Annotated in this window: 25 protein-coding genes, 1 tRNA gene and 1 pseudogene; 19 read left to right on the plus strand and 8 right to left on the minus strand. The window is 62.0% G+C overall.

Features of this window, described 5'->3' with window-relative positions:
- Positions 1 to 204, plus strand: a 204-nt coding sequence (locus L6D64_RS16880) for a hypothetical protein (protein WP_236192509.1), incomplete at its 5' end; no start/stop codon positions are given.
- On the opposite strand, the pseudogene L6D64_RS16885 reads toward L6D64_RS16880, so the two are convergent.
- Together L6D64_RS16885 and norR are read right to left on the minus strand one after the other, a co-directional pair.
- Positions 181 to 516 (minus strand): annotated as a pseudogene (locus L6D64_RS16885) (BapA/Bap/LapF family prefix-like domain-containing protein); the annotation flags it as partial. The gene L6D64_RS16880 and the pseudogene L6D64_RS16885 sit on opposite strands and share 24 nt — an antisense overlap.
- A gap of 162 nt (positions 517 to 678) precedes the next feature.
- A complete protein-coding gene (norR, locus tag L6D64_RS16890; protein WP_236192514.1) occupies positions 679 to 2,232 on the minus strand; it encodes a nitric oxide reductase transcriptional regulator NorR in 1,554 nt (517 codons plus the stop codon).
- 154 nt (positions 2,233 to 2,386) lie between these two features.
- On the opposite strand from norR, the gene hmpA reads away from it, so the two are divergent.
- The 12 genes from hmpA to L6D64_RS16950 all read left to right on the plus strand — a co-directional run bounded on the left by hmpA (position 2,387) and on the right by L6D64_RS16950 (position 13,556).
- A complete protein-coding gene (hmpA, locus tag L6D64_RS16895) occupies positions 2,387 to 3,562 on the plus strand; it encodes an NO-inducible flavohemoprotein (RefSeq protein ID WP_176510080.1) in 1,176 nt (391 codons plus the stop codon).
- 331 nt (positions 3,563 to 3,893) lie between these two features.
- Positions 3,894 to 4,400 carry a disulfide bond formation protein B gene (locus L6D64_RS16900; RefSeq protein ID WP_054887535.1) on the plus strand — a complete coding sequence of 169 codons (507 nt, stop codon included), beginning with the start codon at positions 3,894 to 3,896 and terminating at the stop codon, positions 4,398 to 4,400.
- Positions 4,401 to 4,958: 558 nt separating this feature from the next.
- The gene (gene cyoA, locus L6D64_RS16905) at positions 4,959 to 5,903 is read left to right on the plus strand and encodes a ubiquinol oxidase subunit II (RefSeq protein WP_054887536.1); all 945 of its coding nucleotides are present in this window, start codon (positions 4,959 to 4,961) and stop codon (positions 5,901 to 5,903) included.
- Positions 5,904 to 5,906: 3 nt separating this feature from the next.
- On the plus strand, positions 5,907 to 7,925 hold the full coding sequence (gene cyoB, locus L6D64_RS16910) for a cytochrome o ubiquinol oxidase subunit I (RefSeq protein ID WP_054887537.1): 2,019 nt from the start codon (positions 5,907 to 5,909) through the stop codon (positions 7,923 to 7,925).
- 3 nt (positions 7,926 to 7,928) lie between these two features.
- A complete protein-coding gene (gene cyoC, locus L6D64_RS16915) occupies positions 7,929 to 8,552 on the plus strand; it encodes a cytochrome o ubiquinol oxidase subunit III (RefSeq protein ID WP_027920308.1) in 624 nt (207 codons plus the stop codon).
- On the plus strand, positions 8,552 to 8,884 hold the full coding sequence (gene cyoD / locus L6D64_RS16920; protein WP_054887538.1) for a cytochrome o ubiquinol oxidase subunit IV: 333 nt from the start codon (positions 8,552 to 8,554) through the stop codon (positions 8,882 to 8,884). The genes cyoC and cyoD overlap by 1 nt, the downstream gene beginning before the upstream one ends.
- 11 nt (positions 8,885 to 8,895) lie before the next feature.
- Positions 8,896 to 9,783, plus strand: a complete 888-nt coding sequence (cyoE, locus tag L6D64_RS16925; protein ID WP_060511463.1) for a heme o synthase — start codon at positions 8,896 to 8,898, stop codon at positions 9,781 to 9,783.
- Positions 9,784 to 10,117: 334 nt separating this feature from the next.
- Positions 10,118 to 11,326, plus strand: a complete 1,209-nt coding sequence (gene alaC, locus L6D64_RS16930) for an alanine transaminase (RefSeq protein ID WP_054887540.1) — start codon at positions 10,118 to 10,120, stop codon at positions 11,324 to 11,326.
- A 151-nt stretch (positions 11,327 to 11,477) separates the two neighbouring features.
- Positions 11,478 to 11,861: a YkgJ family cysteine cluster protein gene (locus L6D64_RS16935; RefSeq protein WP_176510079.1), complete on the plus strand. Its 384-nt coding sequence runs from the start codon at positions 11,478 to 11,480 to the stop codon at positions 11,859 to 11,861.
- Between the two features lie 185 nt (positions 11,862 to 12,046).
- A complete protein-coding gene (locus L6D64_RS16940) occupies positions 12,047 to 12,610 on the plus strand; it encodes a GNAT family N-acetyltransferase (protein ID WP_054887542.1) in 564 nt (187 codons plus the stop codon).
- A gap of 14 nt (positions 12,611 to 12,624) precedes the next feature.
- The gene (locus tag L6D64_RS16945) at positions 12,625 to 13,164 is read left to right on the plus strand and encodes a hypothetical protein (protein WP_176510084.1); all 540 of its coding nucleotides are present in this window, start codon (positions 12,625 to 12,627) and stop codon (positions 13,162 to 13,164) included.
- Between the two features lie 11 nt (positions 13,165 to 13,175).
- Positions 13,176 to 13,556: a lysozyme inhibitor LprI family protein gene (locus L6D64_RS16950; RefSeq protein ID WP_176510078.1), complete on the plus strand. Its 381-nt coding sequence runs from the start codon at positions 13,176 to 13,178 to the stop codon at positions 13,554 to 13,556.
- A gap of 52 nt (positions 13,557 to 13,608) precedes the next feature.
- Here the strand turns inward: L6D64_RS16950 and mnmH are convergent, their stop codons facing one another.
- Positions 13,609 to 14,721: a tRNA 2-selenouridine(34) synthase MnmH gene (gene mnmH / locus L6D64_RS16955; protein WP_176510077.1), complete on the minus strand. Its 1,113-nt coding sequence runs from the start codon at positions 14,719 to 14,721 to the stop codon at positions 13,609 to 13,611.
- On the minus strand, positions 14,721 to 15,755 hold the full coding sequence (gene selD, locus L6D64_RS16960; RefSeq protein ID WP_176510076.1) for a selenide, water dikinase SelD: 1,035 nt from the start codon (positions 15,753 to 15,755) through the stop codon (positions 14,721 to 14,723). The genes mnmH and selD overlap by 1 nt, the downstream gene beginning before the upstream one ends.
- 126 nt (positions 15,756 to 15,881) lie before the next feature.
- Between selD and L6D64_RS16965 the strand changes: the two genes are divergently transcribed.
- From L6D64_RS16965 to phnE, 4 genes are read left to right on the plus strand one after another with little or no spacing between them, the layout of a single operon-like run.
- On the plus strand, positions 15,882 to 16,736 hold the full coding sequence (locus L6D64_RS16965) for a putative selenate ABC transporter substrate-binding protein (RefSeq protein WP_176510075.1): 855 nt from the start codon (positions 15,882 to 15,884) through the stop codon (positions 16,734 to 16,736).
- Positions 16,733 to 17,530, plus strand: coding sequence for a phosphonate ABC transporter ATP-binding protein (locus tag L6D64_RS16970; protein ID WP_176510074.1), 798 nt, complete (start codon positions 16,733 to 16,735; stop codon positions 17,528 to 17,530). The genes L6D64_RS16965 and L6D64_RS16970 overlap by 4 nt, the downstream gene beginning before the upstream one ends.
- The gene (locus L6D64_RS16975) at positions 17,524 to 18,351 is read left to right on the plus strand and encodes a PhnE/PtxC family ABC transporter permease (protein ID WP_176510073.1); all 828 of its coding nucleotides are present in this window, start codon (positions 17,524 to 17,526) and stop codon (positions 18,349 to 18,351) included. The genes L6D64_RS16970 and L6D64_RS16975 overlap by 7 nt, the downstream gene beginning before the upstream one ends.
- On the plus strand, positions 18,348 to 19,115 hold the full coding sequence (gene phnE / locus L6D64_RS16980) for a phosphonate ABC transporter, permease protein PhnE (protein WP_176510072.1): 768 nt from the start codon (positions 18,348 to 18,350) through the stop codon (positions 19,113 to 19,115). Before L6D64_RS16975 ends, phnE begins: the two co-directional genes overlap by 4 nt.
- A 29-nt stretch (positions 19,116 to 19,144) precedes the next feature.
- Here phnE and L6D64_RS16985 read toward each other — a convergent pair whose 3' ends face one another.
- On the minus strand, positions 19,145 to 20,035 hold the full coding sequence (locus L6D64_RS16985; protein ID WP_176510071.1) for a bestrophin family protein: 891 nt from the start codon (positions 20,033 to 20,035) through the stop codon (positions 19,145 to 19,147).
- A gap of 220 nt (positions 20,036 to 20,255) precedes the next feature.
- Here L6D64_RS16985 and L6D64_RS16990 point away from each other — a divergent pair, with 220 nt between their 5' ends.
- Positions 20,256 to 20,552: a type II toxin-antitoxin system RelE/ParE family toxin gene (locus L6D64_RS16990; protein WP_176510070.1), complete on the plus strand. Its 297-nt coding sequence runs from the start codon at positions 20,256 to 20,258 to the stop codon at positions 20,550 to 20,552.
- Positions 20,549 to 20,845, plus strand: a complete 297-nt coding sequence (locus L6D64_RS16995; protein WP_176510069.1) for an addiction module antidote protein — start codon at positions 20,549 to 20,551, stop codon at positions 20,843 to 20,845. Before L6D64_RS16990 ends, L6D64_RS16995 begins: the two co-directional genes overlap by 4 nt.
- Positions 20,846 to 20,848: 3 nt before the next feature.
- On the opposite strand, the gene L6D64_RS17000 is transcribed toward L6D64_RS16995, so the two are convergent.
- The 3 genes from L6D64_RS17000 to L6D64_RS17010 all read right to left on the minus strand — a co-directional run bounded on the left by L6D64_RS17000 (position 20,849) and on the right by L6D64_RS17010 (position 22,516).
- The gene (locus L6D64_RS17000; protein WP_176510068.1) at positions 20,849 to 21,328 is read right to left on the minus strand and encodes a GNAT family N-acetyltransferase; all 480 of its coding nucleotides are present in this window, start codon (positions 21,326 to 21,328) and stop codon (positions 20,849 to 20,851) included.
- Positions 21,329 to 21,407: 79 nt separating this feature from the next.
- Positions 21,408 to 22,055, minus strand: a complete 648-nt coding sequence (locus tag L6D64_RS17005; RefSeq protein WP_176510083.1) for a trypsin-like peptidase domain-containing protein — start codon at positions 22,053 to 22,055, stop codon at positions 21,408 to 21,410.
- 376 nt (positions 22,056 to 22,431) lie between these two features.
- A tRNA-Leu gene (locus L6D64_RS17010) sits at positions 22,432 to 22,516 on the minus strand.
- Positions 22,517 to 22,619 lie beyond the last annotated feature (103 nt).

Raw genomic sequence — 22,619 nt, forward strand, 5'->3', positions numbered from 1 at the left:
GCCGTCGACCAGGCAGGGGTTGGCAGTGACATGATGTTCGTCTGCGAAGCCGGCCCCCTGTGGCTCGCCAATTATGACGCGACCACCTTCACCGTCTTCACGTTCGATGAAGTGAACTCACTCGACGAACTGGTGGCAGGCATCGGCACCGCCGGTAACGAAACCTCGACCTTTGCGATTGCCGGCCACCAGTTCGTCGAGTGAGTTCACTTCATCGAACGTGAAGCCGGTGAAGGCGGTCGCGTCATAATTGGCGTGCCACAGGGTGCCGTCTTCGCCGACGAACACCATGTCACTGCCAACCCCTGCCTGGTCCACGGCAAAGAAGTTGCCGACGGTGACTTTTTCTCCGTTCTTGAGCGTGACGATCAGGTCCTGGCCACGCCGGGTGACGGTCGCCACCTGGTCGGGAGCAACGGGCATCTGCACGACGCCTGGGCTGTTGAGGGAGATATTGCCCCAGGCATTCTGGGTGGCGACGGCAGATTGCTTGTCGGCGACGACGATGTTGTCCATGAGTGCTCCCTGCTGGTTTTCGGTACGCAGGACCGTCTGCGCGATCCTTGGTTGGCACAACCTGGCCGAATAGCGGCCGCGTAACCGGCGATTAGGGAGATATAGCAGCCCAGCGGATTGCCACCAGATGGCTTTGCGGATAGTCCTTTAGTGTGTGTTGGCTCAGCGGAGCCCCAGGCGACGAGCCAGGCGACTCAGGTTGGCACGGTCCAGGCCAAGCTCGCGGGCTGCAGCGGCCCAGTTGTCCTGATGCCGTTGCAGGCAGGCCTCGATGAGCTGGCGCTGGTACTCATCGAGGGCTTCGCGCAGGCCACCGACGGGGAGGGGCAGGGCAGTGGGCATGGCGTGGGGAAGGGTGCCGGCCGTGGCCGGCTGGGCAGCATGCAGGTCGAGGTCGCTGGCCTCGAGCGTGAGAATGCGCGGGCGCTTCGGGTGTTGGCCCATGGCCTTGAGGGCTGAGCGGCCGATCAGGTGTTCGAGTTCGCGCACGTTGCCCGGCCAGTCATACGCCAGCAGCGCTGCTTGCGCCTCACTGCTGAGGCGCAGACTGTTCAAACCCAGGCGTGATCGGTTCTGTTCGAGGAAGTAGCCGGCAAGAAGCAGCACATCGCGCCCGCGTTCACGCAGTGGCGGCACCTGAAGCGGGTAGACGCTGAGGCGATGGTAGAAGTCGGCGCGGTAGTTGCCTGCGCGCACCTCCGTGGCCAGGTCGCGGTTGGTGGCAGCGATCAGGCGTACGTCGACACGGTGTTCACGGTCCGAGCCCAGGCGCTGCAATTGGCCGCTTTGCAGCACGCGGAGCAGCTTGGCTTGCACGGTCAGCGGCAACTCGCCCACTTCATCGAGAAACAGCGTCCCGCCGTTGGCCAGTTCGAACTTGCCACGGCGCTCGCCGTGGGCGCCGGTGAAGGCACCGCGCACATGGCCGAACAGTTCGCTTTCCACCAGCGTGTCAGGAAGGGCTGCACAGTTGAGGCTCACCAAAGGTTTGTCGGCGCGGTTGCTGGCTTGGTGCAGGGCCATGGCGACCAATTCCTTGCCTACACCGGTTTCGCCGGTGATCAGCACGGTCAGTTCGCTGCCACCCACCAGACGGATTTCTTCCAGCAGGCGCTTGTGCGCCGGGCTCTGACCGATCAGTTCCTTATCCTGGCCGCTGGCCTGGCGGTAGATCTCGGCGCGATGGTGCTCGTCTTCGGCGCGCAGGGCCAGGTGCTCGATGCGTTCGGCCACGGTCACCGTGGCGGCGGCCAGGCTGGCGAACGCCTGCAGGGCGTCGAGTTCCAGGCTCTGGAACTGGCCGGGCGTGAGCGCGTCGAGGGTCACCAGGCCCCAAGGGCGCTCGTCGACCATCAGCGGGCAGCCCATGCAGTCGTGCACTTCAAGGTCGGCGTGGGGTGCGTTGACCAGGCCGTCGTATGGGTCGGGCAACCCGGAGTCGCTGGCAAAGCGTGTCGGTTCCGGTCGGCTGAGCAGGATCTGGAAACGCGGGTGCTCGCTGACCTTGAAGCGACGGCCCAAGGTATCGGGCAACAGCCCATCGACGGCCAGCGGCACCAGCCACTCGCCGTCCAGGCGTAACAGCGCGGCAGCATCGCAGGGCAACAGGCCGCGCATGGCCTGCAGCAAGCGGCGGTAGCGCTCCTGGTCCGGCAAGTCGCGGGACAGGTCACTGACCAGGGGCAGCAAGGTGGTGAGCAAAGGCTTCGTAGTCATATGGACTCCAGTAAGTCAATTTGACTATACGTGACGCCAGGTCATTTTGACATGATTGCCGCCAATGCCCTGATTTCATTGGCGGAAAAGGTTGGCACGATTGCTGTAACAGCAAGGGCAACCATGTGAAGCCTCAGGCTCAGGAGTTGTCGAAATGCTCAATGCCGAACAACGTGCAATTATCAAAGCCACAGTCCCTCTGCTGGAAACCGGTGGTGAAGCGCTGACCACCCATTTCTACAAAATGATGCTCAGCGAGTACCCAGAAGTGCGCCCGCTGTTCAACCAGGCCCACCAGGCCAGCGGCGACCAGCCGCGCGCCCTGGCCAATGGCGTGCTGATGTATGCCCGTCACATCGACCAGCTGGAGCAGCTCGGTGGCCTGGTTGGCCAGATCATCAACAAACACGTTGCCCTGCAGATCTTGCCGGAGCACTACCCGATCGTCGGCAGCTGCCTGCTGCGCGCCATCGAAGAAGTGCTGGGCAAGGAAATCGCCACGCCTGAGGTGATCGCGGCCTGGGCTGCTGCCTATGGCCAGCTGGCCGACATACTGATCGGTGCCGAGGAAACCCTCTACAAACAGAAGGAAGGGGCTGCCGGCGGCTGGCGCGGCAGCCGCGAATTCCGCCTGGTCCGTCGTGAGCAGGAAAGCAGCGAAATCACCTCGTTCTACTTCGCCCCGGTAGATGGCAAGCCGGTACTGAAGGCAGAACCGGGCCAGTACATCGGCCTGCAACTGTTCATCGACGGTGCTGAACAGCGGCGCAATTACTCGTTGTCTGCCCTGTGCGATGGCCGGCAATACCGCATCAGCGTCAAGCGCGAGGAGGGCGGCAAGGTCTCCAACTATCTGCATGATGCACTGGTAGTCGGCGACACCTTGCAGCTGTTCCCGCCAGCAGGGGATTTCACCCTGGCGGCCAGCGCCAAGCCGCTGGTGCTGATCAGCGGTGGGGTGGGCATCACCCCGACGTTGGCGATGCTTGAGGCGGCGCTGAAGACACCGCGTGAGGTGCATTTCATCCACTGCGCGCGCAACGGTGCCGTGCATGCCTTCCGCGACTGGGTCGACGGGCTGGCCGAGCGTCATCCGCAGCTCAAACGCTTCTACTGCTATGCCGAACCGGAAGGCGGCGCCGCTGCCGATGCCGTGGGCCTGCTGAGCGAGGACCTGCTGGCCGAGTGGCTGCCGCACGGGCGTGACGTGGATGCCTATTTCCTTGGGCCCAAGGGCTTCATGGCAGCAGTCAGGCGCCAACTCAAGAGCCTGGGAGTGCCGGAGCAGCAGAGCCGCTACGAGTTCTTCGGGCCGGCGGCGGCCCTGTAGGAGCGGCCTTTAGCCGCGAAAGGGCCGCTACATCCTATATATAAGGAAAGATGAACGGTGCCTCGGGCACCTTTCATCTTTAATCCTCCTTTAATCACTGTATCCTTCACTCCCGGGTGTCGAGGGGCTTGTCCCTGCACGGCACCCGGGCAGCCGCTTTTTTTACCGGCGCACGTTGAACCGACCTTGCTGCAACCGGTCTCAGCATCTCCGGATAGCCCTGCGCAGTGCTGTCTCGCCGCCTCCTCGACACGCCAAGGGCCCTGCCTGCGTGTAGAATTGCGCCAGGCGGGCGGACCACGCTGCCACCTATCCATCGAAGGAATCGGCAATGAACGAACAAACATCGCGCCTGAACCGCGAACGGCGCTTTCTGGTACTGCTGGGGGTGATCTGCCTCGCCCTGATCGGCGGTGCGCTGTACATGCAGGTGGTGCTGGGCGAGGCGCCTTGCCCGCTGTGCATCCTGCAACGCTATGCCTTGCTGTTTATTGCCATCTTCGCGTTCATTGCCGCCGCCATGCCCGGGCGCCGCAGCCTGACCCTGTTCGAGGGCCTGGTGGTGCTCAGTGCCGTTGGCGGAATCGTTGCGGCTGGCAACCATGTGTATATACTCGCCAACCCCATGGTCAGTTGCGGCATCGATACCCTGCAGCCGATCGTCGATGACTTGCCCCTGGCCAAGCTCTGGCCGCTGGCATTCCAGGTCGACGGCTTCTGCAGCACGCCGTACCCGCCGATCCTCGGTTTGTCGCTGGCGCAATGGGCACTGGTGGCATTCGTCCTGACGGCCATCCTGGTTCCGTTCGGCATCTACCGCAACCGGCGCCAGTCTTAGACAAAAGTCACGATTCCGGTGTGGTCTTTTGCACCGGATGAGAACAGCGAAATGTTCTCTCCCGCTTGATCCAGATCAACCTCAAAGCCTTGCGAAATGCGGGTTCGAGGGCTATCAAGCGGGGTGCGACAAACTGTCGCGAAGTTGATTTTTCGGGGCGGATTGTTGCAGATTCTGTAAAGGACTGTTGCTCAATAAGTCATAGTCAAGGGTTGGCGACCTATCTACAATCGCCCCCAATTTCCGTTCGGCACTGCTTGCGAGTCGCAGGATTGAAGGAAGCCCCAGCGCTCCTTTTTGCTGACTTCGTCAAGTTTCGCCCAACGGCGATACCGGGCGGACCCCCCTCCGCGTTTTCCCGCACCAAATGGACTTGGTCTGAAGTACAGGCCTGTTGCCTACGAAACCATAAGCACCGCTAACACGCTTTGCGCCAAGGTCCTGCAGTCGGACCCGGGCAGGAGCGAGTACGGGCGCGAAATGCCGCACTTGGCAGGACGAAGTGTTGGCTACCAAAACACAAATTGCATTGAAGCAAGCTGATCTAGAGGTCGTGAGATGAGTAAAAAGCGTTACCCCAGACTGTTTGGCATATTGCCCTTTTTAGGCATGCTTTTACTCAGTGGGTGCAACTGGACCCTGCTCGACCCGAAAGGTCAGGTCGGCATTGAGCAAAAGAACCTGATCCTGATCGCAACCGGCCTGATGCTGCTGGTGGTGATTCCGGTCATCATCATGACCGTGGCATTCGCCTGGAAGTACCGTGCTTCGAACAAGGCCGCCACCTACACCCCCGACTGGTCGCACTCGACCAAGATCGAAGCTGCGGTGTGGATCATCCCGATCATCATCATCATCGCCCTGGGTTACGTCACCTACAAGTCGACCCACAAGCTGGACCCTTACCGTCCGCTTGACTCGGACGTGAAGCCGATTCAGATCGACGTGGTCGCGCTGGACTGGAAATGGCTGTTCATCTACCCGGAGCAGGGCATCGCCACGGTCAACAAGATCGTCTTCCCGGCTAACACCCCGGTCAACTTCCGCGTCACTTCCGACGCCGTGATGAACTCGTTCTTCATCCCGGGCCTGGGCGGCCAGATCTACGCCATGGCCGGCATGACCACCAAGCTGCACCTGATCGCCAACGAAAACGGCGAATTCGACGGTATCAGCGCCAACTACAGCGGCGCTGGCTTCACCGGCATGAAATTCAAGGCCACTGCCACCTCCCAGGAGGACTTCGACAAGTGGGTCGCCGAGGTCAAGCAGTCGCCGAAGAAGCTGGACAAGGCCGAATACGACGCCTTGGCCAAACCAAGCGAAAACAACCCAGTCGCGCTGTACAGCGAGGCCTCGCCTGACCAGTTCCAGATCATCGTCGACAAGTACGAAGGCATGAACCGCGGTCGTCCGAGCCACGAAGAAGCAGGCAGCAAAGATCTGGCCACAACCAAGGGTGTGGAATCGAGTATGCAACCAGCTGCCGGTGCAGAGGAGTAAGAGATGTTCGGTAAATTAACCCTGGAGGCGATACCCTTCCACGAGCCGATAGTCATGGTGACGCTTGCCATGATCGCGCTCGGGGGTATTGCTGTCGTTGGTGCTATCACCTATTTCCGCAAGTGGACCTACTTGTGGACCGAGTGGTTGACCACCGTCGACCACAAGAAAATCGGGGTGATGTACATCGTCGTCGCGATGGTCATGCTGCTGCGCGGCTTTGCCGACGCCATCATGATGCGTACCCAGCTGGCTGCCGCTACCGGTGGCTCCGAAGGCTACCTGCCGCCTGAACACTATGACCAGATCTTCACCGCTCACGGTGTGATCATGATCATCTTCATGGCGATGCCGTTCTTCACCGGCCTGATGAACCTGGCGGTTCCTCTGCAGATCGGTGCACGTGACGTTGCCTTCCCGTTCCTGAACTCCCTGAGCTTCTACCTGCTGCTGGCAGGCGTGCTGCTGGTCAACATCTCGCTGGGCGTTGGTGAATTCGCCAAGACCGGCTGGGTTGCCTATCCGCCGCTCGCGGGCATCCAGTACAGCCCTGGGGTGGGTGTCGACTACTACATCTGGGCGCTACAGCTCTCAGGCCTGGGTACGACACTGACCGGCGTGAACTTCCTCGTCACCGTGATGAAGATGCGCGCACCTGGCATGAAGCTGATGGACATGCCGATCTTCACCTGGACCTGCACCTGGGCCAACGTGCTGATCGTGGCTTCGTTCCCGATCCTGACCGCTGCACTCGCTCTGCTGACTGTTGACCGTTATCTGGACTTCCACATCTTCACCAACGAGCTTGGTGGGAACCCGATGATGTACGTCAACCTGTTCTGGGCGTGGGGTCACCCTGAGGTTTACATCCTGATCCTGCCGGCCTTCGGCGTGTTCTCGGAAGTGACTTCGACCTTCTCCGGCAAGCGTCTGTTCGGCCACCACTCGATGATCTACGCATCGGGCGCCATCGCCGTGCTGGGCTTCGCTGTATGGCTGCACCACTTCTTCACCATGGGTGCCGGCGCCAGCGTCAACACCTTCTTCGGCCTGGCGACGATGCTGATCTCCATTCCGACCGGTGTGAAGCTGTTCAACTGGCTGTTCACCATGTACCAGGGCCGTGTGCGCTTCACCGCACCGATGCTGTGGACCCTGGGCTTCATGATCACCTTCTCGATCGGTGGCATGACTGGCGTTCTGCTGGCTGTTCCAGGTGCTGACTTCGTGCTGCACAACAGCCTGTTCGTCATCGCTCACTTCCACAACGTGATCATTGGTGGTGCGGTATTCGGCTACATCGCCGGCTTCGCCTACTGGTGGCCAAAAGCGTTCGGCTTCAAGCTGAACGAGAAGTGGGGCAAGGCTGCATTCTGGTTCTGGATCTCCGGCTTCTACGTTGCGTTCATGCCGCTGTACGCCCTGGGCTTCATGGGCATGACCCGTCGTCTGAACCACTCCGACAACCCACTGTGGGAACCCTACCTGTACGTAGCCGTCGTCGGCGCCGTGCTGATCCTGTTCGGTATCGCCTGCCAGCTGATCCAGATCGTCGTTTCGATCCGCGATCGCGAGCAGAACCTGGACGTGACCGGCGACCCATGGGGCGGCCGTACCCTGGAATGGTCGACTTCGTCGCCACCTCCGTTCTACAACTTCGCCCACATGCCGGAAAAAGTCGGCCTGGATTGCTGGAACGAAGCCAAGGAAGCCGGTGTCGCCTACAAGGTGCCGGGCAAGTACGAAGCGATCCACATGCCGAACAACACCGCTACCGGTCTGTTCATGGGTCTGTTCCTGACTGTCTTCGGCTTCGCTTTCATCTGGCACATCTGGTGGCTGGTTGGCGCGAGCCTGCTGGCAACCATCGCGGTCTTCGTTCGCCACGCTGCGCGTGACGACCAGGGCTACATGGTTCCGGCCGAAGAAGTGGCGCGCATCGAAGGCGAGCGTCTCAAAGCGCTGGCCAAAGCAGGTGCTCTGCCTGCCGGCGCACGTGTCGAATCGTTTGAACGGGTGTAATCAATGTCCAGTCAAGTAATCCACGGTGGCGCGCATGGTCATGACCATGCTCACGATGACCACCACCACGACTCGGGCCAGATGACCGTCCTCGGTTTCTGGCTGTACCTGATGACCGACTGCATCCTGTTTGCGTCGCTCTTCGCCACCTACGCGGTGCTGTCCGGCAGTTTTGCCGGCGGCCCGTCGGGTCACGACATCTTCCAGCTCGACTTCGTAGCTGTAGAAACGCTGTTCCTGCTGCTGTCCTCGATCACCTTCGGCTTCGCCATGCTGAAGATGTTCGACGGCAAGAAAGCTGGCGTACTGGGCTGGTTGGCTGTGACCTTCCTGTTCGGTGCAGGCTTCATCGCGATGGAAATCTATGAATTCCATCACCTGATCGGCGAGGGCTTCGGCCCGACCCGCAGTGGCTTCCTGTCGGGCTTCTTCGCCCTGGTAGGCACCCACGGTCTGCACGTGACCGCCGGCCTGATCTGGATGGCGATCATGATGTACCAGATCAACAAGCACGGCATCACGCCGACCGCCAAGACCCGCATGAGCTGCCTGAGCCTGTTCTGGCACTTCCTGGACGTGGTCTGGATCTGCGTATTCACCGTCGTCTACCTGCTGGGAGTTCTGTAATGGCTAACGCACACGACACTCATCACGAAGGTAACCACGGCAGCGTCAAGTCGTACATGATCGGCTTCATCCTGTCGATCATCCTGACCGCGATCCCGTTTGGCCTGGCCATGTCGCCAAGCCTGCCGAAGAACCTGACCGTTCTGATCATCGTGGCCATGGCTGTGATTCAGGTAGTGGTACACCTGGTGTACTTCCTGCACATGGACCGCTCGAAAGAGCAACGTTCCAACGTGTCGACGTTCCTGTTCACCACCCTGGTAATCGCTCTGCTGGTCGGCCTGTCGCTGTGGATCATGTTCAGCATCCACTTCGAAATGATGGCCAAGTGAGGTAAGACTGCATGTCCGTTAAGCACTTTATCCAAATCACCAAACCGGGGATCATTTTCGGTAACGTGCTTTCCGTGGCAGGCGGTTTCTTCCTTGCCTCGAAGGGCCATGTGGACTTCGCCCTGTTCCTGGCGGTGGTGATCGGTACTTCGCTGGTGGTGGCGTCCGGATGCGTGTTCAACAACTGCATCGACCGTGACATCGACCACAAGATGGAGCGCACCAAGAACCGCGTCATGGTGCAGGGCGGCATGTCGCTGACCCTCGCACTGGTCTACGCCACCCTCCTCGGGGTGGCGGGCTTCAGCCTGCTGTATGTGCAGGCCAACCCGCTGTCGGCGTTCTGCGCGCTGATCGGCTTCGTCGTCTACGTTGGTTTCTACAGCCTCTGGCTGAAGCGCAAATCGGTGCACGGCACCCTGGTCGGCAGCCTCTCCGGTGCCATGCCTCCGGTGATCGGCTACTGCGCCGTGAGCAACAGCTTCGACCTGGCTGCAGTGACCTTGCTGGTGATGTTCAGCCTGTGGCAGATGCCGCACAGCTTTGCCATCGCGATCTTCCGCTTCAAGGATTACAGCGCTGCCAATATCCCGGTCCTGCCGGTGGCGCGCGGCGTCCTCGCGGCGAAGAAGCAGATCGTGCTGTACGTGCTGGCTTTCCTGCTTGCCACCTTGATGCTCACCCTCGGCGGTTACGCCGGCCTCGGCTACCTGGCCGTGGCTGCAGCCATGGGCCTGTACTGGCTGTACATGGCCTGGGGTGGCTACAAGGCCGAGGACGACAGCAAGTGGGCCCGTAAGGTGTTCGGTTTCTCCATCCTCACCGTTACTGCCCTGAGCGTGATGATGGGTGTGGACAGCCAGACCGCGGCGGACGTACTGATGACCTACGCGCGCTGATCGAGGCGAGTGCTTCACCAAGAACCCGGCCACTGTGCCGGGTTTTTTATTGCCTGTTTTTCCTGTACCGGCCTCTTCGCGGGTAAACCCGCTCCCACAGGACGGCGCCAGCTTTGAATGTGGTGCGGTCCTTGTGGGAGCGGGTTTACCCGCGAAGAGGCCTGCTCTGAAAACATAGATCTTTGATTTTTAAAAATTACATCTGAAAAGTTCCTGTAAAACAGGAAATTATCCTTTACAGGCATCCTGTTTCGGCACTATCTTCTGAATCAGGCCGCCGCAGCGGCCAGCGTCGCTCGGACGGTTCCGGGCGCTTACGTCTGCAGAGGAAACCATGGCCAATCCAGGTTCGCCGCGCCGTTTCGCGCGCATCGATCGTCTCCCCCCTTACGTCTTCAACATCACTGCCGAACTCAAGATGGCTGCCCGCCGCCGTGGCGAGGACATCATCGACCTGAGCATGGGCAACCCCGACGGTGCGACCCCGCCGCACATCGTCGAGAAACTGGTGCAGGTCGCCCAGCGTGATGACACCCATGGTTATTCCACTTCCCGCGGCATTCCACGCCTGCGCCGGGCTATCTCCAACTGGTACAAGGAGCGCTACGAGGTCGATATCGACCCGGAAAGCGAAGCCATCGTCACCATTGGCTCGAAAGAGGGCCTGGCGCACCTGATGCTCGGCACCCTCGATCATGGTGACACGGTGCTGGTGCCTAACCCGAGCTACCCGATCCACATCTACGGCGCCGTGATCGCCGGTGCCCAGGTGCGTTCGGTGCCACTGGTGCCAGGAGTGGATTTCTTCAACGAACTGGAGCGGGCGATTCGCGAGTCGATCCCCAAACCGAAGATGATGATCCTCGGCTTCCCGTCCAACCCCACTGCCCAGTGCGTGGAACTGGACTTCTTCGAGCGCGTGGTGGCCCTGGCCAAGCAGTACGATGTGCTGGTGGTGCACGACCTGGCCTACGCCGACATCGTCTATGACGGCTGGAAAGCACCGTCGATCATGCAGGTGCCGGGCGCCAAGGACATCGCGGTGGAGTTCTTCACGCTGTCCAAGAGCTACAACATGGCCGGCTGGCGGATCGGTTTCATGGTGGGCAATCCCGAGCTGGTCAGCGCCCTGGCGCGAATCAAGAGCTACCACGACTACGGCACCTTCACCCCGCTGCAGGTGGCGGCCATCGCGGCCCTGGAAGGTGACCAACAGTGTGTGCGTGATATCGCCGAGCAATACCGCCAGCGCCGCAACCTGCTGGTCAAGGGCCTGCACGAACTGGGCTGGATGGTCGAGAACCCCAAGGCGTCGATGTACGTGTGGGCGAAGATTCCAGAGCAGTATGCGCACCTGGGGTCGCTGGAGTTTGCCAAGAAGCTGCTGGCTGAAGCCAAGGTCTGTGTCTCGCCGGGCATTGGTTTTGGTGACTATGGTGACGACCATGTGCGCTTCGCCCTGATCGAGAACCAGGACCGCATTCGCCAGGCGATCCGCGGCATCCGCCAGATGTTCCGCGCTGACGGATTGACCCAGAAGTAACGCACCACCCGGGCCCGCTTCGGCGGGCTCGGGCCTGGCGGATCAACGGTAAACTATTTTTGCATTGCCCCTCTTCTCAGCCGACCTGGCTTCGATTACAAATGGCGCGCGGGCCCAGCCCCGATAACAACAACCTTCCTTCCGTGCCATCATGTCCGAATACAACCCTTGCCTTGACTGCGGCGCCTGCTGCGGGTACTTCCGTGTGTCCTTCTTCTGGGGCGAATGCCAGTCTGCCGGCGGTGTTGTGCCGGATGACCTGGTGGTGCAGATCAACCCCACCCGTGTTGCGATGATCGGCACCGACGCCAAGCCTTGCCGCTGCGTGAGCCTGCAGGGTGAGATTGGCCAACAGGTGGCGTGCACCATCTACGCCAACCGTTCCAGCCCGTGCCGCGAGTTCGAGGCGTCGTGGGTGGATGGGGTGCATAACCCCAGCTGTGACGATGCCCGTGCGGCCTATGGGCTGCCGCCGTTGACGCCGCCGGGGGCCAACGAGCCGCATTGGCCGGATGATGGGGCGGAGGTGGCCTGAGCCATTTTCGCCTGCTTGTGGCGGCCCTTTGGTGGGTTCGCCGGTCGAGTTGCAGCGCTCTTGAGATCGAGCGCCGCCCGCGCGGCGCTCGGTTTCAGCCCCACCACACATCCCAAGACATACACCCGCAGCCCCCCACATAACGTTAAACTGTCATCTCCCCAGCAATGGACAGGAGATCCGGCGTGACCCCACCCCGCAGTTTCCCCACCGACCTCTGCCTCGACAGCCCGCGCCTGCAGCTGCGTCCGATGCGCCACGCCGATGCCGCACAGTGGCTGAAGATCATGGCTGACCCCGAGGTCATGCGTTACTGGCACCATGCCCCCTGGCAGGACCTGGCCGAAGCCGAAAGCGCCCTGGCCGCCGACCGCGAAGCCTATACCAACGGCGAGCAACTCAAGCTGGGCATGTATCGCCGGGACAATGGCGAACTGATTGGCATGGTCCAGCTGTTCAACATCGACGAAGTCTCGCGCCGGGGCGAGATCGGCTATTGCCTGGCCAGTGCGGTGCAGGGCAGGGGCTACATGGACGAAGCGCTGACCTGCTTCATCGACTACATCGCCCACACCCTGCACATGCGCCGCCTCGAAGGCGAGATCGACCCACGTAACCAAGGCTCGGCCCGCACCCTCGAACGCCAGGGCTTCGTGCTGGAGGGCACGTTGCGGGCGCGCTGGTGCGTGGCGGGCGAGCTGACCGACTCGGGTATCTACGGCCTGCTGCTGGAGCCGCCAGTCGCATGACCCTTGGCGCCCGTTTGCCGGCCTGCTATCTAACCCTGAGCCTGGCCCTGTACCTGCTCAGCCTGGCCTTTGACGGCGCCCATATGAGCGCCGGCCGGCACATGCCGGCGCTGCAGATGTTCCTGTACGGCCCCTGGGGCATCCCCTTCGGGATGTTCCAGTGGTTCGCCAACCCGCTGCTGGCGGTTGCCATTCTTTGCCATCGACGCTTCCGTCGGCTGGCGCTGCTGCTTGGGCTGGGTGCGTTGTACCTGGCGGCCAGCAGCTTTGGCATCGAACGCCTGCCGGACAACATCAGCTATGAATTCACCCAGCGCACCGGTTTCGGTGCGGGCTTCTACCTGTGGCTGGCAGCGATCGCCGTGTTTTGTCTGGGCCAGCTATGGCAGTGCTGCACGGCGCGCAGCCGTGACGATGTGCCGGGGTGGCACTGGCTGGATGTCGGCCTGATCGCGGCGCTGGCCGTAACCGCTTATGCGGCCACCCAGATGCCAGCGCTGCAATTCGAGCCGGGCAAGGTGCTGATGCCGCCTGAGCCGGTGCAAACGCTTTGAGGGGATTTGCGATGCACACGCGTTATCTGCTGCTCATGGCCTTTTTCGCGCCGCTGGCGCAGGCCGACGACAACTCGCCGGCCTACAGCCAATGCATGGACAAGGCTTCCAGCACAGTGGCCATGAGCAGTTGCATTCAGGCTGAAACCCAACTGCAGGATCAGCGCCTGAACCGGGTCTACAAGCAACTCGCGACCAAGCTCGACGCCGGGCCGCAGAAGGGCCTGCGGGATGTGCAGCGCCAGTGGATCGCCTATCGAGACGCCAACTGCAAGTTCCATGTGCAAGCCAGTGGCGGAACCATGGCGCAGCTGGAAGGCGGCATGTGCGTGCTGGACATGACCCGCGAGCGGGCGGCGGAGCTGGAGCGGGTGCTCAGCCCCGGGCAGTGAGGTTGCCTGGGCTGGCCCATTCGCGGGCAAGCCCGCTCCCACAGGGTGAGATTCATTGCCGGTGTTTACCCAGGGCGCGGGCCTTGAGGTATTCGCGCACTTCAACCCCATCCCCGGCAAACTCGATCCGCTCGGCCTTGGCTTCACGCTGGTAGGCGTACATCGGGTCGTAGTACTCCTTGAGCAGCCCTTCGATCCAGCCCCGATGCAGGTCCACCGCGCCACTGCGCAGCTGCTCGTCCAGCGCCTCGCTCAGGATGGCTGACAATCGCTGGAAGCGTTCTCCGCCAAGCCGCTTATGGATGTTGCTCATGCTTTGCATCATCCGCCCGGCAAATTTCAGGCGGCCGTCTTCCTCGCCATGCACGTCGACGAACTCGGCGCACAGGTTGATCACGTAATCGCGCAGGATGCGCTCCACGCGATTCTCGAAACTGTCCTCCAGCCACACCATCGGGTATTGCTGCATGCCCTGGTACAGCTCCAGCGGCACCGAACAACTGCCGACGATGCGGCCCTCATCTTCGAGCACGAACTGTTCGATGCCACGGGCGCGCTTCTTCAGCACGTCGATGGCCAGCTTGTTCTCGAAGTCGATCTGCGCCGGCTGGGCGGTGGCGCGCTTGCCGAAGCTGGAACCGCGGTGGTTGGCATGGCCTTCAAGGTCGAGCACGTTGTTCAGCTGCTGCAGCACATCGGTCTTGCCGGTGCCGGTGAGGCCGCCGACCAGCACGAAGTCGCATTGCTCGACGGCCTGCTGGGTAGTTTCCAGCAGGAAGGTGCGCATGGCCTTGTAGCCACCCTTGATACGTGGGTAGTCGATGCCGGCCTCGTCACGCAGCCACTGCTGCACGATCAGCGAGCGCAGGCCGCCGCGGGCGCAGTACAGGTAGCCATCCGGGTGGGCTTTGGCAAAGCTGGCCCAGGCATGCAGGCGCTCGCGCTTGGTCGCGCCGCTGACCAGTTGGTGGCCGAGGGTGATGGCAGCGGCCTGGCCCTGCTGCTTGTAGCAGGTGCCGACCTTCTGTCGCTCCTGGTCAGTCATCAATGGCAGGTTGACGGTGCCGGGGAAGGCACCCTTGGCGAATTCGACTGGCGCGCGCATGTCCATCATCGGCGCGTCGTCGAGGAACAGTTGACGGAAGTCGGTGCAGTCGGGGCGCATCAGTTCACCTCGACCGCGTGGCTCTGTCGCTCGACCAGTCGGCCGATCGGCGACAGGCTCAGGCCCAGTTCGCCCGCCACTGCGAGGAACTCGGCTTCGCCCTCCGGGGCCACGGCGACCAGCAGGCCGCCGCTGGTCTGCGGGTCGCACAGCAGGTGCTTCTGCTCGTCGCTCAAGGAGCCAAGCTTGTGCCCATAGCTGTCGAAGTTACGCAGTGTGCCGCCAGGTATGCAGCCTTCGGCCAGGTAGTGGTCGACGCTGGGCAGCCGCGGCACCGCAGCGTAGTCCAGCTTGGCGGTCAGGCCGCTGCCTTCGGCCAGCTCCACCAGGTGGCCAAGCAGGCCGAAGCCGGTGACATCGGTCATCGCCTTGACCCCATCGAGCTTGCCGAAGCGGCTGCCCGGGGTGTTCAGCGTGCACATCCAGTCACGCGCCAGGCCCTGGTCCTGCTCGCGCAGCTTGGCCTTCTTCTCGGCGGTGGTGAGGATGCCGATGCCCAGTGGCTTGGTCAGATACAGGCGGCAACCGGCGGTGGCGGTGTCGTTGCGCTTGAGGTGGCGCTTGCTGACCACGCCGGTGACCGCCAGGCCGAAGATCGGCTCCGGCGCGTCGATGGAGTGGCCGCCGGCCAGCGGGATGCCGGCTTCGGCGCACACGGCGCGGCCGCCGCGGATCACTTCGCGGGCGACCTCCGGGGGCAGTACATTGACCGGCCAGCCGAGGATGGCGATGGCCATCAGCGGGTCACCACCCATGGCGTAGATATCGCTGATCGCGTTGGTCGCGGCGATGCGGCCGAAGTCGTACGGGTCGTCGACGATCGGCATGAAGAAGTCGGTGGTCGAGACCACCCCGCGCTCATCGTCCAAGGCATACACGGCGGCGTCATCACGCGAGGCATTGCCAACCCACAGCTTCGGGTCCAGGGCCTGGGCGCCGCTTTCGGCGAGGATCACATCCAGCACCTTGGGGGAGATCTTGCAGCCACAGCCGGCACCGTGGCTGTACTGGGTCAGGCGAATCGGCTCGCTCATATGCACCTCAGGGGATCAATTTGTTGCGCGATTGTAGCAAAGCTGGCCTTTGCGCCTGTGCCTCTTATAATTCCCAACGTCGGCGCGTTGCCGGCTCTTTCCCCGCTATTGAACCGGAGAACTCCCATGCTCAAACGCCCCCTGGCGCTCGCCGCCGGCCTCGTGCTGTCCTGCTGTGCCGTAGTCGCCCAGGCCGCCGACACCTTGCGGGTCAGTGCCATCCCCGACGAAGCGCCGACTGAATTGCTGCGCAAGTTCAAGCCCCTGGGCGAGTACCTGTCCAAGCAACTGGACATGAAGGTGGAGTTCGTACCGGTGGCCGATTACCCGGCGGTGGTCGAGGCGCTGGCCAGCGACCGCCTGGACATGGCTTGGCTGGGTGGTTTCACCTTCGTTCAGGTGCGCCTGAAGGACCCGACCGCCACGCCGCTGGTGCAGCGTGAGCAGGACGCCCAGTTCACTTCCAAGTTCATCACCGCCAACCCGGCTGTGAAAAGCCTGGCCGACCTCAAGGGCAAGTCGTTCGCCTTCGGTTCGATCTCGTCCACCTCGGGCAGCCTGATGCCGCGCTACTTCATGCTCAAGGAAGACAACATCAAGCCTGAGAGCTACTTCAGCCGGGTGGCCTATTCTGGTGCCCACGACGCGACCGTGGCCTGGGTGCAGGCTGGCAAGGTCGACGGCGGCGTGCTCAACGCCAGCGTCTGGCAGAAACTGGTCGATGCCGGCAAGGTCGATACCAGCAAGGTCAAGGTATTTGCCACCACGCCGGCCTACTACGACTACAACTGGACCGTGCGCGGCAACATGGACCCGGCGCTGAAAGAGAAGATCAAGCAGGCGTTCCTCGACCTCGACCCGGCCAACCCGGAACACAAGGCGATCCTCGACCTGCAGGCGGCCAGCCGCTTCATCGAGACCAAGCCTGAAAACTACGCAGGCACCGAGCAAGCCGCACGTGAGGCCGGCCTGCTCAAGTGACTATTCATGTACACGGCGCCGGCCTGCGCCATGGCCAGGTCCGCGCGCTCGAGGGTGTCAGCCTGAGCATCGCCAAAGGTGAGCGGGTAGCGATCATCGGCCCCTCGGGGGCCGGCAAGTCCAGCCTGCTGCACCTGATGGCCACGGCCGTGCAGCCCAGCAGCGGGCATCTGGAACTGTTCGGTGAGCAGCCCTGGGCGCTGTCTGCCGGGGCGCGCCAGCGCCTGCGGGCACGGATTGGCCTGGTGCACCAGGCACCGCCGCTGCCACCCCGCCAGCGTGTGGTCACGGCCGTACTGGCGGGGCGCCTGGGGCAGTGGGGCCTGCTGCGTGGGCTGCTCAACCTGGTGTATCCGATCGATGTGCCGGGGGCGCGCCAGGCGTTGGCCGAGCTGGGCCTGGCCGACAAGCTGTTCGTCCAGTGCGGGCAGTTGTCTGGCGGGCAGTTGCAGCGGGTCGGCATTGCCCGGGCGTTGTATCAGCGCCCGGAAGTGCTGTTGACCGACGAACCGGTGTCGGCCATGGACCCGGTGCTGGCCGACCACAGTCTGGCACTGCTCAATCGCCATGCCGTGGCCAATGGCGTGACCCTGGTGGCCAGCCTGCATGCGGTGGACCTGGCGCTGGCGCACTTTCCGCGGGTGATCGGTATTCGTGAAGGGCAGGTGGCGTTCGACTGCCCGGCCGAAGCGGTGACCGAGCAATTGCTGGATGCGCTGTACGCCAACGAGCAACTGGGCTCTCCAGCGCAAGCCCAGGGGCCGACCCTGACCGTGCAGATTCCACGATGCTGAAGACCGACGCCCGTGACCCGGCTGCGTTGCCGCGTCTGTTGCTGACCTTGCTGGCGTTGGCCGTGCTGTGGCCTGGGCTGCAATTGAGCGAACTGAACCCTGGCGTTTTGCTGCAGGCGCAGAACCGGCAGCAGATCGCCAGTTTCACCAGCGCTTTCTGGCCGCCGGCGCACAGTGCCGAATTCCTCGCGTTGCTGTACGAGTCCACCTTGCAGACCTTGGCCGTGGCGACAGCCGGTATGGCCTTGGCGCTGTTGCTGGCAGTGCCGACCAGCCTGCTGGCGAGCCGTGCGCTGTCACTGCGCGCGGCATCACGGGGTGGCCGAGCAGGGCCGTGGTCGCGCCTGTTGCGCTTGCCTGTGCGCGGTTTGCTGATTTTCCTGCGTAGCGTTCCGGAGATCGTCTGGGCGCTGCTGTTCGTGCGGGCCGTTGGCCTGGGGCCGACGGCCGGGGTGCTGGCCATCGCGATCACCTACAGCGGCATGCTCGGCAAGGTCTATGCGGAAATTTTCGAATCGGTCGACCAGCGCCCGGCGCATGCCTTGCTGCAGGCTGGCAGTGGCCGGTTGATGGCGTTTTTCTACGGCATTCTGCCCAGTGCGTCGGCGGAAGTGGTGTCGTACACCGTCTACCGCTGGGAATGTGCCGTGCGCGCCTCGGTGGTGATGGGCTTTGTCGGTGCTGGCGGGCTGGGTCAGCAGATCGACCTGTCGATGCGCATGTTTGCCGGGGGCGAGGTGGCGAGCATGCTGCTGGCGTTCCTCGGCCTGGTGCTGCTGGCTGACCTGCTCAGCCGCTTCCTGCGCGGGAGGCTGGCATGAACCGGGTGATCAACCTGCTGGTGATCGTTGCCATCGTCGCGGCGGTGGTGGCGTCGTTCGGTTATCTGCAGCTGGACTTGCATGCGTTGGTGGGCGATGGCGGCCTGGGGCAGATGGGCGAGTATGCCAGCCGCTTCCTGCATCCGGACTTGTCCATCGAGCACCTGCAGGCGGTAGGGCGGGGCGCCATGGAGACCCTGGCCATGTCTGGGCTGGGTACGTTGTTGGCGATGGCCCTTGGCATGCTGTTGGCGTTACCGGCGGCGGGGCGCTTTGGCTGGCCGCTGCAATCGCTGGCGCGCCTGCTGCTAAATGCCTTGCGGGCCATTCCGGAGCTGGTGTGGGCTGCCTTGACGGTACTGGCGGCGGGCCTGGGGCCCAATGCCGGCACCTTGGCGCTGGCATTGCACACGTCCGGGGTATTGGGGCGCCTGTTCGCCGAGGCGCTGGAAAATGCCCCGGCAGAGCCCGCTGCGGCCATTCGCCTGCAGGGCGGTGGGCAGCTGACGGCGTTCTGTTTCGGGACTTTGCCGAACCTGTGGCCGCAGTTGATCGCTTACAGCCTGTACCGCTGGGAGAACAACATTCGCATGGCCAGTGTGCTGGGCTTTGTCGGGGCGGGGGGGCTGGGGCAGATGCTCTATACCACCCTGAGTCTGTTCCAGGAGGCCCAGGCCAGTACGGTGATCATGGCAATGCTGGTATTGGTGTTGCTGGTGGATGCTTTCAGTGACGTGCTGCGCCAGCGGTATGTGCGGGCCTGACAGATAGCCGGGGCTGCAAAGCAGCCCCTTTACTGCACCAACTCCACACACTGAGCTTCCCGCTGCATCGATTCCAGATTCCTTTCAATCGTCTCGCAGATGGTATCCATCTGGATCTGATGCTCACTGAAACGAAACGGACTTTGCAGGTCTGTCCCGATCCGCTCGATCGCCAGCAGCATGAACCCGACCACTGTCGATGCCAGCGGTGTGAACCAGCCCAGCGATTCCACCAGCCCCACCGGCACGATCAGGCAGAACAGGGTGATGAACAGCCGTGGAAAGTACACGTAAGGGTAGGGCAGTGGGGTGTTGGCGATCCGCTCCATGCCACCTTGGGCGTTGGACAGGTCCACCAGCGTCGACTCCAGCCGCGCCAGGCGAATGCTGTCCAGCCGCCCAGCCTGATATTCGCGTGCCAGCAACGCCGCCGAGCCGCTGAGAATATCGTTGGCGAAGTTGTTCGAACGGTTACGCCGCTCGAACTCGCCAGGCGGAATGAACGCCATCAGTTCGTCCGGGCAGGCCTCGCCCTTCAGGTGCGCCGCCAGGCAGTTCACATAGGCGATGTGCCGGCGCAGCAAGGTCGCCTTGACCGGGTTCGGTCCCTCTTCGCTGTCATCGATCAGCGTCAGCGTCTGCCGGGCGAAGCTGCGTGAACTGTTCACCAATGCCCCCCACAAGGTCCGCGCTTCCCACCAGCGGTTGTAGGCGCTGCTGTTGCGAAAGCTCACCAGCACCACCAGCGCCGAACCCAACAAGGTCAGTGGGATCAGCGGCAGGGTGAACTTGCTGTTGAAGAACAGCATGAAGTCGATGGTGACCAGCACGTCCCAGAGCAGCAGCCAGAACAGCGACCAGCCGATGTAGCCGAAGGTCTTGACGATCAGGCGGTACTTACGGGCGATGACGTCTTTCACACGAGCTGCCTCGAAAAGCCGGGGATGCAGGATGGGACGTCGAGGAGGGGCGAAGGTTCGGCGCCGGATGTTGCAAGAGATTTTGCCGTTCGAAGCGTGGTGAAAAGTCTGACAAAGCCATAGGACGTGGCTGGATTCGTATCGTCGCAAAGGTTGAGAGAGTGGAGCGCTTCCAGTTCTTGAATGAGTGTATCCATAAGGATACACTTGGGGCGCACTCATGGTTTATGTTGTTGAACAAACGAAGAGCTTTGGCTTGTGGTTGGCGGAGCTGAAAGACCCGAAGGCCAAATTTGCTATTGCTCGTCGGATTGAGCGAGTTTCAATGGGGATTGTGGGCGACTGCAAGTCAGTTGGCGAGGGTGTAAGTGAGCTCCGCATCAGTGTTTCTGCGGGTTACCGCATCTACTTCACGCGCAGAGGCAGTAGATTGATTCTCTTGTTGGTCGGGGGAGACAAGTCGTCTCAGACCTTCGACATCCTGAAGGCCAAAAATCTGGCGAAGGAGCTGAAATGAAAGAAGAGCTGATTCCATTTGATATGGCGGCATTGCTCGATAGTGATGAGGCGATCAGCGAATACCTCAGTCAGGTGCTATCTGATGGCGATACCGCTGAGATCATTCGTGCGCTTGGTCATATAGCCCGTGCCAAGGGCATGACTCAAATTGCGGCGCAAAGCGGGCTGGGACGAGAGAGCCTCTACAAAGCGCTTAGCCCTGGGGCAAAGCCTCGCTTTGATACCGTGCTGAAGGTCATACGCGCTCTAGGGGTAGAGCTTTTCGCCCAACCCCATGTTTCCTCACGCTGATAATCAACCTGTCAGCTTCTTCATCTGCACCAACGCCACCCGTTTGCCATCCTGAGCCTGCCGCTCCTCGATGCCAAACGGTACAAAACCAAGCTGTGGATAAAGCAGCAAACCCGCGGTGTTGTGGTTGAAGCACGACACCCAGACTTCTCGCGCCGCGAACTGCTCGCGGGCCAGGTCGATCATGCATTGCACCAGGTAACGCGCCACGCCCTGGCCGCGAGCGGCGGGCGCGACCACCACGTTGCCGAGGGCACAGATACCGCCGTGCTCGGCCTTGTAGAAGTTGGCGAAACCGAGCACCAGGCCATTGCCCTCGACCACGGTCGAACCGCTGCGTTGGGCGATGGCGTCGCTCAGTTGCGCAGGGGTGAGCGGGTAGGTGGCTTTGGGAAACATGTAGAACAGCTCATCCGGGCCTTGCGGGAAGCAGCAGATGGCGGGGATGTCAGCGGGCTGAACGGGGCGGTGGGCAAGATGCATGGCAGGTCCTTTTGCGAGAATGTACCGGCCACATCATCAGGCCGACCGCAACCGTATCATGTTGGTTCGCAACCGTGGATCAGGGCTTGCTGGCAACCGCTACATAACCCTTGACCGCAGCAGGTGCGCTGTGTGGCTTGCCCTTGTGCGCCAGATACTGGAAGCGCCGCCATTCCTTGTCGATTTCGCTGTACGACATGAACACACTGACCCGTGCCTTGTCAGCCAAGTCAGGGCGGCTGCGGGCATCGATCCCGTCTTTGGCGATGAAGGCAACGTTCATTCCGACCACCTTGCCATCATCGGCGAACACCGGGCCGCCGGACATGCCCTTGACCAGTGGGCCGTCATGCACCGAGTAGAACACGCTGCCCGGTGTACCATTGAGGCGCACCAGTGAGTCGAGCGTGCGCCCCTTGCCTTGCACCGGCATCATCATGCTGTTGAAGCCGACCGCCGTCACCGACTCGCCAGGCACGAACTGGCGCCACTGCGGCACCTTGCTGGCCTTGTGCTTGAAGAACACCACATCACCCAGCCCTTCATGCACCACGTTGCGCAGGAACGGGGTGTGCTTGGCGGTGACGGCGTAGTCTTCGTTCCACTGGATGGCGCTGGCCATCAGCAGCATCGGGAGGGGGGCACCGGAAGTAACGACAAAAGCCTGGTCGTAGACGGGGTCTGAAACGTAAGCGGTTGGCATTCCATTGCACCCGCTCAGCAGCATCATTGCTGCCAGACAGGGCGCGGTTTTGTTCATGGGTCACGCAGTGTTAAATGGATAAGGGGTGCGCAACTATGGCGAAGAGCCATCACGGCATCAATACTTTTGGCATATAACCGACGAATGACAGCTTATGGCCAGTACTGGAGTCGTGGCCAATAGATTTGCTGGATGACTGGAGGGCACGTGGTCGTTGGGGTGGCGTCAAAAGGCGGGGTTGGCTTATCGGGATGAATGAGCTGGGTTGAGCTCGATTGAGCTGCATTGAGCTGGATAGGTCATTTGGCCTCTTCGGGGGCAAACCGCTGTCACTGTAGGCACTGAACGCTCAATGGCAGGCACAAAAAAACCGACCATAAGGTCGGTTTTTTCCGGATCTTGGTGCCCCGAGGGAGACTCGAACTCCCACTCCTTTCGAAAACGGATTTTGAATCCGCCGCGTCTACCAATTCCGCCATCAGGGCTTGTGGCGCGCAGTATAGAGAGGTGCTCGTGGTCGGTCAATCGGCTTTCATGGTCAATTTTCACACATTGGGCTAAACTTCCCGGCCCTGTCGAACCCGAACA

Origin of the sequence: Pseudomonas urethralis (assembly GCF_021602465.1) — a bacterium.
In the GTDB taxonomy this organism is placed as follows: domain Bacteria; phylum Pseudomonadota; class Gammaproteobacteria; order Pseudomonadales; family Pseudomonadaceae; genus Aquipseudomonas; species Aquipseudomonas vlassakiae.

Coding starts and splice junctions, on each gene's coding strand:
- hmpA (WP_176510080.1), top strand. CDS start 2,387: ATGCTCAATGCCGAACAACGTGCAATTATCAAAGCCACAGTCCCTCTG.
- mnmH (WP_176510077.1), bottom strand. CDS start 14,721: ATGCGCCCCGACTGCACCGACTTCCGTCAACTGTTCCTCGACGACGCG.
- cyoA (WP_054887536.1), top strand. CDS start 4,959: ATGAGTAAAAAGCGTTACCCCAGACTGTTTGGCATATTGCCCTTTTTA.
- cyoE (WP_060511463.1), top strand. CDS start 8,896: ATGTCCGTTAAGCACTTTATCCAAATCACCAAACCGGGGATCATTTTC.
- phnE (WP_176510072.1), top strand. CDS start 18,348: ATGAACCGGGTGATCAACCTGCTGGTGATCGTTGCCATCGTCGCGGCG.
- L6D64_RS16935 (WP_176510079.1), top strand. CDS start 11,478: ATGTCCGAATACAACCCTTGCCTTGACTGCGGCGCCTGCTGCGGGTAC.
- cyoD (WP_054887538.1), top strand. CDS start 8,552: ATGGCTAACGCACACGACACTCATCACGAAGGTAACCACGGCAGCGTC.
- L6D64_RS17000 (WP_176510068.1), bottom strand. CDS start 21,328: ATGCATCTTGCCCACCGCCCCGTTCAGCCCGCTGACATCCCCGCCATC.
- L6D64_RS16990 (WP_176510070.1), top strand. CDS start 20,256: ATGGTTTATGTTGTTGAACAAACGAAGAGCTTTGGCTTGTGGTTGGCG.
- L6D64_RS16950 (WP_176510078.1), top strand. CDS start 13,176: ATGCACACGCGTTATCTGCTGCTCATGGCCTTTTTCGCGCCGCTGGCG.
- selD (WP_176510076.1), bottom strand. CDS start 15,755: ATGAGCGAGCCGATTCGCCTGACCCAGTACAGCCACGGTGCCGGCTGT.
- L6D64_RS16975 (WP_176510073.1), top strand. CDS start 17,524: ATGCTGAAGACCGACGCCCGTGACCCGGCTGCGTTGCCGCGTCTGTTG.
- cyoC (WP_027920308.1), top strand. CDS start 7,929: ATGTCCAGTCAAGTAATCCACGGTGGCGCGCATGGTCATGACCATGCT.
- L6D64_RS16965 (WP_176510075.1), top strand. CDS start 15,882: ATGCTCAAACGCCCCCTGGCGCTCGCCGCCGGCCTCGTGCTGTCCTGC.
- alaC (WP_054887540.1), top strand. CDS start 10,118: ATGGCCAATCCAGGTTCGCCGCGCCGTTTCGCGCGCATCGATCGTCTC.
- norR (WP_236192514.1), bottom strand. CDS start 2,232: ATGACTACGAAGCCTTTGCTCACCACCTTGCTGCCCCTGGTCAGTGAC.
- cyoB (WP_054887537.1), top strand. CDS start 5,907: ATGTTCGGTAAATTAACCCTGGAGGCGATACCCTTCCACGAGCCGATA.
- L6D64_RS17005 (WP_176510083.1), bottom strand. CDS start 22,055: ATGCTGCTGAGCGGGTGCAATGGAATGCCAACCGCTTACGTTTCAGAC.
- L6D64_RS16995 (WP_176510069.1), top strand. CDS start 20,549: ATGAAAGAAGAGCTGATTCCATTTGATATGGCGGCATTGCTCGATAGT.
- L6D64_RS16900 (WP_054887535.1), top strand. CDS start 3,894: ATGAACGAACAAACATCGCGCCTGAACCGCGAACGGCGCTTTCTGGTA.